Origin of the sequence: Mannheimia varigena (assembly GCF_013377235.1) — a bacterium.
GTDB classification, from domain to species: domain Bacteria; phylum Pseudomonadota; class Gammaproteobacteria; order Enterobacterales; family Pasteurellaceae; genus Mannheimia; species Mannheimia varigena.
On record NZ_CP016226.1, the window covers coordinates 1,166,449 to 1,181,708 of the forward strand.

The 15,260-nt window shown below is 39.7% G+C and carries 16 protein-coding genes, 3 tRNA genes and 1 pseudogene; 8 read left to right on the forward strand and 12 right to left on the reverse strand.

Annotated elements, in window-relative coordinates; all coding sequences use genetic code 11:
- Positions 1–21 precede the first annotated feature (21 nt).
- The 10 genes and pseudogenes from fabR to metJ form a co-directional block, all read right to left on the reverse strand.
- Positions 22–657 carry an HTH-type transcriptional repressor FabR gene (gene fabR / locus A6B40_RS05365; protein ID WP_025218112.1) on the reverse strand — a complete coding sequence of 212 codons (636 nt, stop codon included), beginning with the start codon at positions 655–657 and terminating at the stop codon, positions 22–24.
- Positions 650–1,543, reverse strand: coding sequence for a DNA-binding transcriptional regulator OxyR (gene oxyR, locus A6B40_RS05370; protein WP_176671784.1), 894 nt, complete (start codon positions 1,541–1,543; stop codon positions 650–652). Before oxyR ends, fabR begins: the two co-directional genes overlap by 8 nt.
- Positions 1,544–1,818: 275 nt before the next feature.
- A complete protein-coding gene (trpS, locus tag A6B40_RS05375; RefSeq protein ID WP_176671785.1) occupies positions 1,819–2,850 on the reverse strand; it encodes a tryptophan--tRNA ligase in 1,032 nt (343 codons plus the stop codon).
- A 54-nt stretch (positions 2,851–2,904) separates the two neighbouring features.
- The gene (locus A6B40_RS05380) at positions 2,905–3,570 is read right to left on the reverse strand and encodes a phosphoglycolate phosphatase (protein ID WP_025342122.1); all 666 of its coding nucleotides are present in this window, start codon (positions 3,568–3,570) and stop codon (positions 2,905–2,907) included.
- Between the two features lie 67 nt (positions 3,571–3,637).
- Complete coding sequence (gene lgt / locus A6B40_RS05385; RefSeq protein ID WP_176671786.1) at positions 3,638–4,435, reverse strand: prolipoprotein diacylglyceryl transferase; 798 nt, start codon at positions 4,433–4,435, stop codon at positions 3,638–3,640.
- Positions 4,436–4,442: 7 nt separating this feature from the next.
- The gene (locus A6B40_RS05390) at positions 4,443–5,231 is read right to left on the reverse strand and encodes a sulfite exporter TauE/SafE family protein (RefSeq protein ID WP_081733973.1); all 789 of its coding nucleotides are present in this window, start codon (positions 5,229–5,231) and stop codon (positions 4,443–4,445) included.
- A gap of 175 nt (positions 5,232–5,406) precedes the next feature.
- A pseudogene (rppH, locus tag A6B40_RS05395) lies at positions 5,407–5,878 on the reverse strand (RNA pyrophosphohydrolase); the annotation flags it as partial.
- 168 nt (positions 5,879–6,046) lie between these two features.
- On the reverse strand, positions 6,047–7,480 hold the full coding sequence (gene panF / locus A6B40_RS05400) for a sodium/pantothenate symporter (RefSeq protein ID WP_176671787.1): 1,434 nt from the start codon (positions 7,478–7,480) through the stop codon (positions 6,047–6,049).
- On the reverse strand, positions 7,473–7,703 hold the full coding sequence (locus A6B40_RS05405) for a YhdT family protein (RefSeq protein WP_025218120.1): 231 nt from the start codon (positions 7,701–7,703) through the stop codon (positions 7,473–7,475). Before A6B40_RS05405 ends, panF begins: the two co-directional genes overlap by 8 nt.
- A gap of 45 nt (positions 7,704–7,748) precedes the next feature.
- Complete coding sequence (gene metJ / locus A6B40_RS05410; protein ID WP_025218121.1) at positions 7,749–8,066, reverse strand: met regulon transcriptional regulator MetJ; 318 nt, start codon at positions 8,064–8,066, stop codon at positions 7,749–7,751.
- Positions 8,067–8,221: 155 nt separating this feature from the next.
- Between metJ and A6B40_RS05415 the strand changes: the two genes are divergently transcribed.
- On the forward strand, positions 8,222–8,977 hold the full coding sequence (locus tag A6B40_RS05415; protein WP_025218122.1) for an MlaA family lipoprotein: 756 nt from the start codon (positions 8,222–8,224) through the stop codon (positions 8,975–8,977).
- Positions 8,978–9,057: 80 nt separating this feature from the next.
- Positions 9,058–10,425, forward strand: coding sequence for a UDP-N-acetylmuramate:L-alanyl-gamma-D-glutamyl-meso-diaminopimelate ligase (gene mpl, locus A6B40_RS05420; RefSeq protein WP_176671788.1), 1,368 nt, complete (start codon positions 9,058–9,060; stop codon positions 10,423–10,425).
- 253 nt (positions 10,426–10,678) lie between these two features.
- Here the strand turns inward: mpl and A6B40_RS05425 are convergent, their stop codons facing one another.
- Together A6B40_RS05425 and ppa are read right to left on the reverse strand one after the other, a co-directional pair.
- The gene (locus A6B40_RS05425) at positions 10,679–11,434 is read right to left on the reverse strand and encodes a M48 family metallopeptidase (protein ID WP_025218124.1); all 756 of its coding nucleotides are present in this window, start codon (positions 11,432–11,434) and stop codon (positions 10,679–10,681) included.
- 58 nt (positions 11,435–11,492) lie between these two features.
- Positions 11,493–12,020 (reverse strand): inorganic diphosphatase, encoded by a 528-nt coding sequence (gene ppa, locus A6B40_RS05430; protein WP_006248512.1) that lies wholly within the window; start codon positions 12,018–12,020, stop codon positions 11,493–11,495.
- A 210-nt stretch (positions 12,021–12,230) separates the two neighbouring features.
- Here ppa and A6B40_RS05435 point away from each other — a divergent pair.
- The 6 genes from A6B40_RS05435 (at position 12,231) to A6B40_RS05460 (ending at position 15,250) form a co-directional block, all read left to right on the forward strand.
- A tRNA-Lys gene (locus A6B40_RS05435) sits at positions 12,231–12,306 on the forward strand.
- 23 nt (positions 12,307–12,329) lie between these two features.
- Positions 12,330–12,405: transfer RNA gene (locus tag A6B40_RS05440), tRNA-Lys, on the forward strand.
- 21 nt (positions 12,406–12,426) lie between these two features.
- Positions 12,427–12,502: transfer RNA gene (locus A6B40_RS05445), tRNA-Lys, on the forward strand.
- A 93-nt stretch (positions 12,503–12,595) separates the two neighbouring features.
- Entirely contained in the window at positions 12,596–13,642 is a 1,047-nt protein-coding gene (mltG, locus tag A6B40_RS05450) for an endolytic transglycosylase MltG (protein WP_025342117.1), read from the forward strand.
- Between the two features lie 10 nt (positions 13,643–13,652).
- Positions 13,653–14,273: a dTMP kinase gene (tmk, locus tag A6B40_RS05455; protein ID WP_176671789.1), complete on the forward strand. Its 621-nt coding sequence runs from the start codon at positions 13,653–13,655 to the stop codon at positions 14,271–14,273.
- The gene (locus A6B40_RS05460; RefSeq protein WP_176671790.1) at positions 14,273–15,250 is read left to right on the forward strand and encodes a DNA polymerase III subunit delta'; all 978 of its coding nucleotides are present in this window, start codon (positions 14,273–14,275) and stop codon (positions 15,248–15,250) included. The genes tmk and A6B40_RS05460 overlap by 1 nt, the downstream gene beginning before the upstream one ends.
- The last annotated feature ends 10 nt before the right edge of the window (positions 15,251–15,260 follow it).

A 15,260-nucleotide genomic window follows, 5' to 3' on the forward strand; every position in this document is an offset into this window, starting at 1 on the left:
GGGCAAGCTTTCTGCCCTGCTCTATAAGCTTTCACATGTAGACTGCTTCATGTAATACGCAGAGCCTCTAATTAACATTCTAAGTTGCATAATAACTCTTTGTTTGAGCAACTCTCGTTCTTGATTGTTCATATCTAATGCATGTGAACCCGCGGTAAAAACAAGAGTGACCAGACCTTCCGCTTGGATATAAGCAATTTTGCGGTTGCATGGTTCATCATTACTCATAATGTAGTCAGTTAACTCTGCAACGAAATGCTGAATTTCTCTTGAGGCTGCTGTTCTGAACGCCAATGACGTACCTGAGCTTTCACGTAGTAGCAGCCGAAATACGTTAGGGCGATCTGTAATCAGTTCAAAGAAGGTTTCAACTGAAACAACAACAACACTTCCGCCATTAGCAATACGTTTACGCGCTTGTCGCATAAGCTGACGAAGTAGCAGGCCAGATTCATCAACCATTGCTAAGCCTAATTCATCCATATCTTTGAAATGTCGGTAAAAAGAGGTTGGTGCAACACCCGCCTCCCTGGCAACCTCTCTTAAACTTAAATTAGAAAAGCTTTTTTCGGGGCTGAGCTGGTTAAATGCTGCTTCCACTAACGCTCGGCGTGTTTTTTCTTTTTGAATGGCACGAACACTTACGCCATTAGCCATTTTTCACCTCAGATTTCATAATCTTAGTCACCTCTTGAGCTAAACGCTCATAGCGTACACGTAGAGGTGAACCAGGACGGTAAACCATACCGATAGCGCGGAATGGTTTCGGCTCTTCAAAATGAAGATATTTAATACCTATTGTCTCTTTAGCTGCTAATTGTGGAATGAGCGCCATTCCTACATTTGCTGCAACCATATTACGTAATGTTTCAAGGTTACTTGCTTTAAAATGTGGGTTTTCTTTTGCTCCTACAGATAAACAGTAATCTAAGGTATTTGTCCTTAAACAGTGGCCACCATCAAGGAATAGTAACTCACGACCACTTAGTAGTGAAATACCTATTTTGTCTAAGCACGCCCATTCATGTTGTTCTGAGATAGCTAAGTGCATCTCTTCATCAAAAATAGGCACTTCGATGAACGATTCGCTCTCTTTTACAAATGAAATAATGCCGCAGTCTAATTGCCCCGACTCAAGTTGATCTAAAAGCTGACTAGTCTGTAATTCGTAGATATAGAGTTCTAAGTGTTTGAATTTTTCTTTTAATGCGGGAATGATAATAGGTGAAATATAAGGGCCTAAGGTTGGAATAATACCAACATGAAGTGGTCCAGACATTTCTTTACCTTGATTACTTGCCATTTCTTTTAATATTTTTACTTCGCGCAGTACCACTTTTGCCTGCTCAACTAGCGTTAAACCTGCTTGCGTAAATAACACTTTACGACTTGTTCGCTCAAGTAAAATGGTGCCTAAGTCATCTTCTAGTTTACGGATTTGACCACTTAATGTAGGCTGGCTCACATTACAAGATTCTGCTGCTCTGCGAAAGTGTTTATGATCTGCCAATGCAATGAGGTATTCTAAATCTCGGATATTCACAAAGATGCCTCCCTTGACTTCACTTTTTATGAATAGCTTGAATTATGCCATACTTAGTTTAAAAATGTCTTGCTTTTTATCGTAATTAATATGTTTATATCAATCGGTTTATTCTAGTAATACTCAGTAGAACACTAACAAACTCTAAAGAATAATCTTATGAAAAATCAATAACTTACATTGATATCTAAGAGAGTAAAAAAGTAGGCACATTGTGCCTGCTTTAATACTTGCTTCTATTTAAATTACAGAAGACATTAGCTTCATCATATCAATTAATAACGCACAAAACCGACTAATTCATATACCTTATCTAAAGTCGCTCTCGCTCTCGCACGAGCTTTATCAGCCCCTTCACGGTAGATTTTTTCAAGTAAGGCTTCGTCTTGGCGGTAGTGGTGGTAGCGTTCTTGTAGATTAGTTAAAAGTTCGGAAACCTTATCCGCCACTTCGGTTTTGAGGTGCCCGTACATTTTGCCTTCAAATTCGACTTCCAACTCCGCAATGGTTTTTCCGGTGATGGCGGACAGAATATCGAGTAAGTTCGACACGCCGGCTTTGTTTTGTACATCATAACGCACCACTGGCGGTTCATCGCCATCGGTCATCGCACGTTTGATTTTCTTCGCCACCGCCTTCGGTTCCTCCAACAGGCCGATCACGTTGTTGCGGTTATCGTCTGATTTTGACATTTTTTTAGTCGGCTCAAGGAGCGACATTACTCTCGCCCCAGACTTCGCAATAAAGACTTCCGGTACGGCAAACACCGGTTCAATCACATTGCCCTCAGCATCTTTTTTGCCATATAAGGCATTGAAACGGTTGGCAATATCACGGGTAATTTCTAAATGCTGTTTTTGGTCATCGCCCACCGGCACTTGGTTGGCTTGATAAAGCAGAATATCCGCCGCCATTAGCACTGGGTAGGTAAATAATCCCACGTTCACGTTTTCTTCGTAACGAGCGGATTTATCTTTGAATTGGGTCATACGGTTCATTTCGCCGAAGTAGGTGTAGCAGTTCAGCACCCACGCTAGCTGAGCGTGTTCAGGGACGTGTGATTGAATAAAAATTGTGCTTTTATTCGGATCAATGCCACAAGCTAAATATAACGCTAACACATCTAAGGTTGATTTACGTAACGCTTCCGGATCTTGTCGCACAGTAATAGCGTGTTGATCGACAATACAATACACGCAATCATAATCATCTTGCATTTTTACCCAGTTGCGTAACGCTCCAAGGTAGTTCCCAATGGTTAATTCCCCAGACGGCTGTACGCCACTAAATACAATAGGTTTGGTCATTTTATCTTCTCGTTTTAATTGCAAAAAATTGTGGAAATTATACCGCTTGTCACCCTATTCGCCTACAATTTTCAACACGTCTTTAAATTCTGATGTTACAAAAGTCGGTTCTGATTGTTCAATCGGCACATTGTAGTTGTAACCATAAGTTAAACCGACTACATCACAACCCGCTGCTTTGGAAGCGATAATATCATTTTCAGAGTCACCCACGAAAAGCAACTCTTGTGGGGTAATATCGAATTTTTCGCAAATAAAGAACATTGGATCTGGGTGTGGTTTAATTTTAGGAAGCGATTGCCCACCTAAGGTTTCATCAAAGAGGTGGCGAATACCAAAAGCAGAAAGCACCGGCTCAACCAACTTGGTGGGTTTGTTTGTAATCACAACAAGTGGATAGCCTTTAGCTTTGAGTGCTTCTAAAGTTTCTTTTACATTGGGGAAGAGCGAACTTTCTTCGCAAACATAGGTGGCGTAGTATTTATCAAAGCTCACTCGCATTTTGACCAATTCATCGGCTTGGAAAATTTTACCTGTGTGAGCAATGGCATTTTGGAAGAAAATGTCCGCCCCTTTGCCGATCCAAGTTAGCACTTTTTCTTGTGTAACCGTTGGCAAACCAGCTTCTAAAAACATTGCATTTGCCACTAGAGTTAAGTCAGGAAGGGTGTTAATTAGCGTTCCGTCTAAGTCGAAACCAATTACTTTGTATTTTTTCATTGTATCTCCTTAAAAAACATAAGCGGTCGTTTTATGCAAATTTTTTGCCATTTTCGACCGCTTGTCATTATTTCATTTTGTTTACTTTATACGCCCACACCATAATCAAAATTCCGCCGATAATCATCGGTAAAGAGAGCAGTTGCCCACGCGTGATTAAATCAGCAGTCGTGTTTACGTTAGGGTCGATTTCTCGGAAGTATTCTACAATAAAGCGGAATGTACCATAGCCAATTAAAAATAATCCTGCCACAGAGCCTGTTGGACGGGGCTTTTTGATAAACCAGTTGAGGATCAACAGCAACACCACACCTTCTAAAAAGGCTTCGTAGAGCTGTGATGGGTGGCGGGGTAAGTAACCACCACTTGGGAAGAGTACCGCCCAAGGCACATCTGTTACACGGCCCCAAAGTTCATCATTAATGAAATTGCCGATACGCCCCATGCCTAGCCCGAATGGTACAAGCGGTGCGATAAAATCAGCCGTTTGCCAGAAACTACGTTTTTGGCGATAGGAAACCCAGATCATCGCTACAATCACCCCAATTAAGCCACCGTGAAACGACATTCCCCCTTCCCAAATGCGGAAAAGGTAGAGTGGATCGGCAAGAAAACGATCGAAGCTGTAAAAAAATACATCACCGATTCGACCGCCTAATACAACTCCCCAAAAGCCGGTGTAGATTAAGTTATCGACTTGTTCGGTTGCCCATACGCCGTTAGAATTTTTGGCTCTTCTCATTCCTAACCAGTAAGCAAAGGCGAAACCGGCTAAATACATTAAACCATACCAACGTAAGGCAATCGGACCAATTTCAAAGACGATAGGGCTGATTTGTGGAAATTGAATAAATTGTTCGTTCATAGCTTCCTTATTTTAAAAACATATTAATGGCGATAGCCACAAGCAGCAGGGCAAAGGCTTTTTTTAGCATCGGAACTGGTAATGCGTTCGCGGCACTTGCTCCCATTTTTGAGGTAAAAAATGAAGTAGCGGTAATACCGATGAGTGCAGGTAAGTAAACATAGCCTAACGAGTAATCAGGCATTCCTTCTAAGCCCCAACCGCTCACAATAAAGCTGATTGTGCCAGATAAGCCTAAAAATGCCCCACAAAATGAAGATGTACCGATGGCCCTTTTAATATCTAAACCACGATCGCTTAAAAACGGCACAATAAATGCCCCTCCTGCGATGCCTGCCATACTAGATAATGTTCCAATCACACCACCACCCACAAGTGTAGTATGTAAGGTAAGAGGTTTATTTTTCGGGGCTCTTTTCAAGGTAAAAAGCATTTTTCCAGCCAAATATAACACCATTACTGCAAAGATTTTAGACATAATTTGCGGATCGAGTTTACTTACTACTAAGCCTGATAGAAATACCGAGATCATTAATGCTGGAATAAATGATTTACTGGTTTGTACATCAACATTTCCTAACTTATGATGGCGTTGGGCGGATGAAAATGCGGTAATAATGATAGTGGAGAATGATGTGCCTAATGCGGTGGACATTATATATTCAGGCGGTATGCCCGCCATTGGTAGTAAAAAGACCAAGCTTGGGACGATAATTAAACCGCCCCCAATGCCGAATAATCCTGCTAAAAAGCCAACAAATACCCCTAAAAAAAGACAGCTTAATAAAATAGTCATTATTATTTTCCTTTTTGGTTATGTTGATACCAACCTCGATAAGGTTTACGATTTTCTTTCTTATAAGATTTGGCTGAGTCCTGAAAGGATTTTTTAGACGTGTGAGAAACATTTTCAGTACGCTCGGTACGAGAGTTGTCAATCGGTCTATCTTCAGAATTTTTTTGCATATTATTCTGTAGAACCTGTGCAAACTCTTTCATTGCTTTGCGATAAACATCTCGTTTAAAAGAAACGACCTGACGAACAGGATACCAAAAACTCACCCATCGCCAGCCGTCAAATTCCGGATTTTTTGTGGTTTTTAGATTAATTAGATTTTCATCACTAATAAGTTGTAATAAAAACCAACGCTGTTTCTGCCCAATACAAACAGGACCAGATCCCTCATTGCGTACCAAGCGTTTTGGCAGTTTATATTTCAGCCAATATTTAGACGCCCAAAGCAATCGCACATCTTTTTTGCTCAAGCCAACTTCTTCATAAAGCTCACGGTACATTGCTGTTTCAATGTTTTCCCCCTCGTTAATGCCACCTTGCGGAAATTGCCAAGAGTTTTGACCAAACCGTTTTGCCCACAGAACTTGTCCGTGCTTATTACAGATTACGATTCCAACATTTGGGCGGTAGCCATCGAAATCGATCACTCGACCACCTAATTTCATGAAATTCTAGAATATTCAGAATTGTTTCATACTTTGGCCGATTGAACAACCTTAGCCAAAGTAAAATTCAGAAGATATACAAAATTTTGGTATATTTTACTAGAAAGATGATTTAATGAAATAGCTCATAAAACGCTTTTAGGACTCTTTTTAGCTAATTTGAGTTTTCTTACCAAACTGATTGCCAATAATAAAAGCTATCAGGCCAATAACCAGTGAGGGCACAATTGCATGGAAACCCCAAATAGATATTTTAAAAGTAGTTATGATTACATAACTTATTAAGCCAGCAAGCATTGAGCAAATTGCCCCTGCGGCATTTGCTTTTTTCCAGTATAGCCCTAGCACTATTACCCAAAGGAATGTCGCCTCTAAGCCACCTAGTGAGAGTAAATTTAGCCAAATCAACATATCGGGAGGATTTAATGCTGCAAATACAAGCAAGATGGTAAAACTCAATGTAGTAATAGTTGAGAAACATTTAATTTTTTTCTCATTATTAATAGCATTTGGCTTAATGGCTAAATAAAGATCTTTAATTAATGTTGAGGAAGATTGAATTAACATTGAATCAATAGATGACATAATTGCCGCCATAGGTGCCGCTAAGAAAATGCCTGCAACTACGGGAGAGAGTACTTGAATCATTAATGTTGGAATCACTTGATCCGGTATATTTAAATCAGGCACAATGGCTCTGCCTAAAACACCTGATAAGTGCATTCCTAGCATCAAAATTGAGATAACCACTGTGCCAATAATCATTGCCCTGTGTAATGCTTTGCTATCTTTATACGCCATACTTCTTACCGCAATATGAGGTAAGCCAATCAAACCAAAACAAACTAATACCCAGAATGAAGCCATAAAGGTAAAATCAAGCGGACGCTCATCAATGCCATAAGGAGTTGTAAGCTGAGGATTAATTTCTTCAAGCGTATTCATTGCATTTTCTACTCCGTCAGTAGCATAGAGAATACCACCGAGCAGAATTGTGGTCCCCACTATCATTACTAAACCTTGAATAGTGTCAGTAAGCACTACCGCTCTAAAACCACCAACAAAGGTATAAAGCCCAACCGTAATTGCAAAAATAATAACTGCTGTTTGATAAGAAATCCCTAAAGTTGTTTCAAGCAAACGCCCTGCCCCAATAAATTGGACAGACATCATCGCAAAGAAAGAAAGAAGTAAGGCAAAACCCGAAATCCAGACTACAAATTTGTTTTGATAACGAGCTAACAGCATATCATTTACAGTAACACTATTATGTTTACGTGCTTGCAAAGCAAATTTTTTACCTAAAGCTCCTAAAGAAAGTAGCACTGCTGGTACTTGAATCATCGCCAGTAATACCCAACCTAAGCCATATTTATAAGCAGCACCAGGTCCACCAATAAAGGAGCTTGCACCAACATAAGTGGCTGCAGTCGTCATCGCTAATACAAACCCAGGCATTGAACGCCCGCCAATGTAGTATTCTGAAATAAAGCTACTTCCCTGCCTCTGCTTGTAAGCATAGAATGCTACGCCAAACACAAAAAGAAGGTAGGCGAACAGCGGAATGAGCATATCGTTATTCATGATTCACCTCTAAATCAATATTTTTATAGACTTTTTTCACTACAACAATAGCGACTAAAGTAAAAATCACGGGTAATAAAATACACGAAAGCTCAAACCAAATCGGAAAACCTAAAATCCCTCTGCCTTGAGGGGAAAAGTAAGCAAATCCTACCCAACCAAGCAAATAAAGTAAGGTTAGCAATATTGCCCAACGAGCCTCTTTTTCTAATTGTTTATACATTCTGTCTCCTTAACATAAAAAATAACCTCGCAACTGCGAGGTTTTCTAGTATTGCCATTCATCAGGATTAATGCCTAATTCTCGCATTTTTTGTTTTGCTTCTTCAGGAATTTCATCTGCCCTATCTTTCATTAAATCTTCATCGTTAGGTAAAGGCTGTCCTGTGAATGCGTGCAAAAATGCCTCACATAACAGCTCACTATTTGTTGCATGGCGAAGATTCTTGATTTGGCGACGAGTTCGCTCATTCGTTAAAATTTCCAATACTTTAATTGGAATTGAAACTGTGACTTTTTTCACTTGCTCGCTTTTTTTGCCATGTTCTGCATAGGGACTGATATATTCGCCGTTCCAATCTGCCATTTTATTGCTCCTTAAAATTTGTTTGTATTGTAATCAAAACTGAACCATATAACAATCTAGACGTCTAGATTTCTAGAGTCAAAAACGGCTTTTTGTTGGTGTTTTTAACGAACTTCGCTACAATGTGCAAAATTTATCTCTAAAAGGCTTATTTTATGAAACTAAGAATATTTAAACAGATTTTTGTGGTACTAAGCGTAGCAGTTCTAACTGCCTGCTCTTCAAAAATTAATCCAGAAACTGGTGTGCGTGATGATCCACTAGAAGGTTTTAACCGTGCGATGTGGAAAGTCAATTACGAGTTTTTAGATCCTTATGTGTTAAAACCTGTGGCAACAGGTTGGAAAGAGTACGTTCCAAGTCCAATCAAAACAGGTCTAGTGAATGTAGTAAATAATCTTGATGAGCCAGTGAGTTTTATTAACCGTTTGTTAGAAGGTGAAGGCAAAAAAGCAATGGTTCACTTTAACCGCTTCTGGATCAATACCGTATTCGGTTTAGGGGGCTTAATTGACTGGGCGAGCTTAGACAATGGCTTACGATTAGAAAACGGACAACGTAGTTTAGGCGAAAGCTTAGGGGCAAATGGTGTTCCTTCAGGTTCTTATATTATGATGCCCGCCTATGGTGCAACAACACCACGTCAGGGTATTGGTAGTGCAGTAGAAACAGGCTATTCTGTATTAACTTATGTGGGTACGCCTTGGTCTGTAGCGAAATACGTTGTACAAGGCATTGATACCCGTTCTAAATTGTTAGAGCAAGATGCATTATTAGAACAAGCACAAGATCCTTATGTTACTTTCCGTGAGGCTTACTTCCAAAACTTAGAATTCAAAGTGAAAGATGGCAAGGTAGAGGCTGGTCAGCAAGAACAGCTTTCTGAAGAAGAACTAAAAGGTATTGATTAATCTACAAGCGGTTAAATTTCATCAACGATTTGCAAAAAATTATGTGAATATGACCGCTTATTTTTGAAAAAATAAAAGTAATGAAAAAACATATCCACATCTTAGGCATTTGCGGCACCTTTATGGGTGGTGTTGCAATGATTGCCCGTGAACTTGGCTACAAAGTAACAGGTTCAGACACTAATGTTTACCCTCCAATGAGCACTTTTTTAGAATCGCACGGTATTGAAATTATTCCGAACTATGATGTTTCTCAACTTCAACCTGCACCAGATTTAGTGGTAATCGGCAATGCCATGAGCCGTGGTAATCCTTGTGTTGAATATGTGCTAGATAATCAGCTTAATTACACATCTGGCCCGCAATGGCTACACGATCATTTATTAAAAGATAAATGGGTACTTGCTGTTTCCGGCACGCACGGCAAAACCACTACAACAGGAATGTTGGCGTGGATTTTAGACCAAAACGGCATTGATACCGGCTTTTTAATCGGCGGAGTGGCGGGCAATTTCGGTATTTCTGCCCGTGCAGGCAATAGCAAATTCTTTGTAATTGAAGCAGACGAATACGATTCAGCTTTCTTTGACAAACGTTCTAAATTTGTACATTACACACCAAAAACGTTAATCATCAATAATATGGAATTTGATCACGCCGATATTTTTGACGATTTAAAAGCCATTCAACGCCAATTCCACCATCTTATCCGCACAATGCCCAAAAGCGGTTGTATTTTATCTGCTCTTGATGATGAAAATGTACAACAAACTATCAAAATGGGCAGTTATAGTGAGTTGCAATTTATCGGTGAAGAAAATGAATGGTTTGCTAAGCCATTAACAACAGATTGTTCACAGTTTGAGGTTTACCATTTAGGAGCTAAAAAAGGTGAAGTGCGCTGGTCGGTAATCGGTAAACATAATATGTACAACGCATTAATGGCTATTGCTGCTGCTCACCACGCGGGAGTAGATGTTGTGGGTGCATGCGAAGCATTAGGATCATTTGTAAATGCAAACCGCCGTTTAGAAGTAAAAGGTGAGGTAAACGGCATTACTGTTTATGATGATTTCGCCCACCATCCAACAGCAATTGAAGCCACCATTGATGCTTTACGTGGTAAAGTGGGTAATCAACGTATTTTAGCCGTGTTAGAACCACGCTCAAATACAATGAAAATGGGTGTGCATAAAGATGAGATTGCCCCAAGTTTGTGCGATGCTCAAGCAGTATTTGTTTTCCAACCAGATACCATTCCTTGGAATGTAAGTATCATTACAAAAGCGTTATCACAACCGGCTTATTATTCAGATAATATTGATAATTTAGTAGATTTAATCATTAAAGAGGCAAAAGCAGGCGATCATATTCTTATAATGAGCAACGGAGCATTTGGTGGGGTTCATCGTAAATTACTAGAAAAACTATTAGATTCAGTAAGTTAGAATTTATTGACATATAGAGAGCAAAAATAGTTGGTAATGAAGATCTTTTATTCCTGCCAACTCTTTTTTAAAAATATTTAATCCTTTTATAAGAGATACCTATACTTTTCGCCGCCCGCTTTATGAGCATAATTTATCTTTCTGTCTATAAAATAATATTTCTATTTATTTTCGCCTTTCCTATAGATAAAACGAGCGAACACAGTGGTACGCCCTCTATCAATCTATCTTGCATCTATTATAAAAATGTGAATTACTTACGAGCCTTATAAATCTTCATTGCTTCTGGAACAAGCCGAGCTAAGTTCTCTTGACGATCTGCATTTGAAGGGTGTGTAGAGAAAATAGATAAACCTGAATCACCATTCGCTTTACTCATTTTAATCCACACATTTGGTGCTGCAGATGGGTTATAGCCTGATTTTGCCATCAACATTAATCCCACTTCATCTGCCTCATTCTCCTGGCTGCGAGAAAATGGCTTGGTAGCAATTAAGTCAACACCCGTGCTTAATAAGCCTTCTGTATTTACACCAGTAGAAGCGGTTACTGCAGCATCGGCAATAACTCCTACAATACCACTAATAGTACTAAAAGTACGGTCTGACTTACCATGTTCTTTTAAAGCATGAGCCATCTCGTGCCCCATCACTACTGCAATTTCATCATTAGATAAATCAAGTCTTTCAACTAAACCTGTGTAAAATGCCATTTTACCACCCGGCATTGCCCACGCATTGAGTTCATCAGATCTTAAAACGGTAATTTCCCAATGGAAAGGCACACCCGTTTCATTTTCTTGTTCAGCGTAAGATTTCATTTTATGAAATATTGCGTGCACACGTTTTGCCGTAGTCGATGACGTATCGATCGCATTTTGTTGGCGAGCTTGAGTTTTCACTTTTGCATAGCTTTGAGCTGCTTCTTGATTAATGCTTTCCGTTGTAGCACAAGCAACAATCATTGTTGCTAAAAATGCAGAATAACCTAATTTTTTAATGAGTTTCATTTTCATATCCTATAAAAAATGCCAAACAAGGTTGCTTGGCATTCTTAATATAAAGAAATTATTTCTTCGCACGCTCAAAAGATTCTAAGATTTCTTGACGGGCCTCGTTTACATCACCCCAGCCTTCAACCTTCACCCACTTACCTGCTTCTAATGCTTTATAGCTTTCAAAGAAGTGTTGAATTTGTGCTTTTAGTAACGCAGGTAAATCGCCCACATCTTTAATGTGATCGTATTCTTTGCTTAACTTCGTGTGCGGAACCGCAACAACTTTTGCATCACCACCTGCTTCATCGGTCATTTTTAACACTCCCACCGGGCGACAACGAATTACTGAACCTGGTTGTAGCGGGTATGGTGTTGGTACTAATACATCAACCGGATCACCATCAGACGATAATGTATTATTCACATAACCATAATTTGCTGGATAGAACATTGCTGTTGCCATAAAGCGGTCAACAAATAATGCACCTGTTTCCTTATCTACTTCATATTTGATCGGATCTGAATTTGCTGGGATTTCAATAACAACATAAATATCATCTGGTAACTCTTTACCAGCTGGAACTAATTCTAAGCCCATTTTGGTTTCCTTCTAAAAATTGATGGTTAAATAAACGGCGTGATTATAGCTTATTTTCATAAAAAGATAAAAGCCCGTTTGTATTTTGTATCAAACTGCTTAATTTTCCGAAAAATTGTTTATAAACCACACACTCAATATTTTTTAGAGAAAAAAAACTTGCCAAACTTTCAAAAATCCGTATGATATGCCCTCGTTACGCAAGATTATGGGTCATTAGCTCAGTCGGTAGAGCAGCGGACTTTTAATCCGTTGGTCGAAGGTTCGAATCCTTCATGACCCACCATTTAATCTTCAAAACACCTCTTTGGGTCATTAGCTCAGTCGGTAGAGCAGCGGACTTTTAATCCGTTGGTCGAAGGTTCGAATCCTTCATGACCCACCATTAAATTTCAAAATCCCTCTTGGGTCATTAGCTCAGTCGGTAGAGCAGCGGACTTTTAATCCGTTGGTCGAAGGTTCGAATCCTTCATGACCCACCATTTATTCAAATCACATTTGCAAATTTTTCTGAAAAAACGACCGCTTTATAGTAGAATTTAACTCGTTTTTCCTTAACTATTTATTCAATTTCAATGTTAAAAAAAATCCTTATTGCATTAGGTTTAGCCGGTGTTATCGCCTGTAGCGGATTATTTTACGGCTACCAGAAGCTGAACAATTTAGCAGAGCATAAAATTACCGCTCAACCAGACCAACTTTTTGTATTGGAGCGAGGCGTTTCAAGCACAAGATTAGCTACAATATTAGAAGAACAAGGCATTATTACTCACGATGATGCAGATCTCCTCCCTTATTTGATGCGACTATACCCAGAATTAAGCAAATTCAAAGCAGGAGCTTATTCCTTAAATGGTTTAACTACAGTAAAAGATTTATTCACTCATTTAAGTTCAGGGAAAGAAGTTCAACTGAATGTGCAGTTTATTGAAGGTAAAACATTCAAAGTTTGGCGTAAACAGCTCTCTCAAGCGGAGTACTTGCAACAAACGTTAAAAGATAAATCAGAAAAAGAGATCGCAGAATTACTCGGCATTCCACACGAAAAAATGGAAGGTTGGATTGCCCCGGACACTTACAGCTACACACCAAACTCGACTGATTTAGCCCTACTCAAACGTGCTTATCAAAAACAAAAAACAGCATTAGAGCAGGCTTGGCAAAATAGAGCAGAAAATCTACCGCTTGCAAATCCGTATGAGATGTTAATTCTCGCCTCTATTGTTGAAAAAGAGACTGGCATTGCAAGCGAACGCCCTCAAATTGCTTCGGTGTTTATAAACCGCCTACGCATTAAAATGCGTCTGCAGACTGATCCAACCGTAATTTATGGGATGGGCGACCGCTACGATGGCAATATTCGTCGTAAAAATTTAGAAGAAGTAACGCCATATAACACTTATCAAATCGATGGTTTACCACCAACGCCAATTGCAATGCCAAGCGAGGCTTCTATCAAGGCAGTGGCAAATCCTGACAACACACCATACTTATACTTTGTAGCAGATGGCACAGGCGGACACAAATTCAGTCGAACGTTAAGTGAGCATAATAAAGCCGTGCAAGAGTGGATTCAAATTGAACGCAAACGCAGAAATAATCAAAATAACGAACAGAAATAGCGAGAAATCTATGCGTGGAAAATTTATTGTAATTGAAGGTTTAGAAGGTGCGGGTAAAACCACCGCTCATCAAGTAATTCTAAGAGAACTTGAACAAGCTGGCATTAAAGATATTGTAATGACCCGTGAACCCGGCGGCACTCCCCTTGCAGAAAAACTTCGTCATTTAATTAAACACGAAAGCGCAGAGCCTGTAACCGATAAAGCAGAATTATTAATGCTTTACGCTGCCCGTGTTCAGCTAGTGGAAAATGTAATTAAGCCGGCACTTACTGAAGGTAAATGGGTGCTGGGTGACAGACACGATATGTCTTCCCAAGCCTATCAAGGTGGGGGACGTAAGCTGGATCGAAAATTACTCGAAACCTTAAAAGAATCGGTGCTTGGCACATTTGAGCCTGATTTAACAATTTATCTCGACCTTGATCCTGTGATCGGCTTAGAACGAGCTAGAGGCAGAGGCGAACTAGACAGAATTGAGCAACAAAGTTTAGATTTTTTCTATCGCACCCGTGAGCGTTATTTAGAACTTACGCAAAATAATGATAAAGCGGTTATTATCAATGCGGAGCAACCCATTGAAAAAGTTACCACAGATATTCAACAAGCAATCAGAAATTGGCTGAAATAATGTACATTTGGCTTGAAAGTACTTATCAACAAATCATCGCTTCGTTTTTGAATGGATACGGACACCACGCCCTGCTGTTTAAAACCGATGTCGGGCTTGGCACAGATACTTTAATTGAAAAAGTAGCTAAGTGGTTACTTTGCACCGAAAAAACGGGCAATGAGCCTTGCTCTCAATGTAAAAGTTGCCAACTTACACAAAGCATAAACCACCCTGATTTCCATATTTTAGAGCCTATTGAAGGGAAAGATATTGGTGTTGATCAAGTACGAGAGCTGATCAGTAATCTACAAAATTTCTCACAGCAGGGTGGAAATACCATTGTTTATATCCGAGGAGTAGATCGCTTAACCGAAGCCAGCAGCAATGCTCTACTCAAAACTCTTGAAGAACCGCGTGAGAATGTCTATTTCTTGCTGGAGGCTCCATTACAATCTAGCGTGTTAGCCACCATTCAAAGCCGCAGCCAAACGTGGGTACTTTATGTTCCACCAACGGATGAAGTAATGCAGTGGTTACAATCGCAATTCCCTACAACCTCAATGAACGAGCTAGAAACTGCTCTCCGCATTTGCCGCTCTCGCCCGCTCATTTGCAAAAATTTTCTCGAAAATGACCGCTTGTTAAAGCGTAAAACATTCCTACAAACCTTCTGGCGTTTCTATAAAAGCAGAGATGTTGTGCTGCTCTTCCAAGCCTTTGACAAAGAAAAAGATGATGTTTTGCAACAACTCGAATGGCTCGAAAGTTTCTTTAATGATGCCCTCAAAGCTAAAATGAACATCACTCAAGGCTGGATCAACCCAGATCTGCAAAACGGTATTATCCCATTTAGCCAACAACTTACGGCTCACGGCTTGCTGCAAGGACACCAAATCCTCCAACAAACCCAGCAAGATTTAGTGCAAATAAATGCGGTAAATCAGGAGTTGATGTTATTGGATTGTTTAACGAAGTTGGTTTTGATTTTTGAATAAAAGGAAAAAA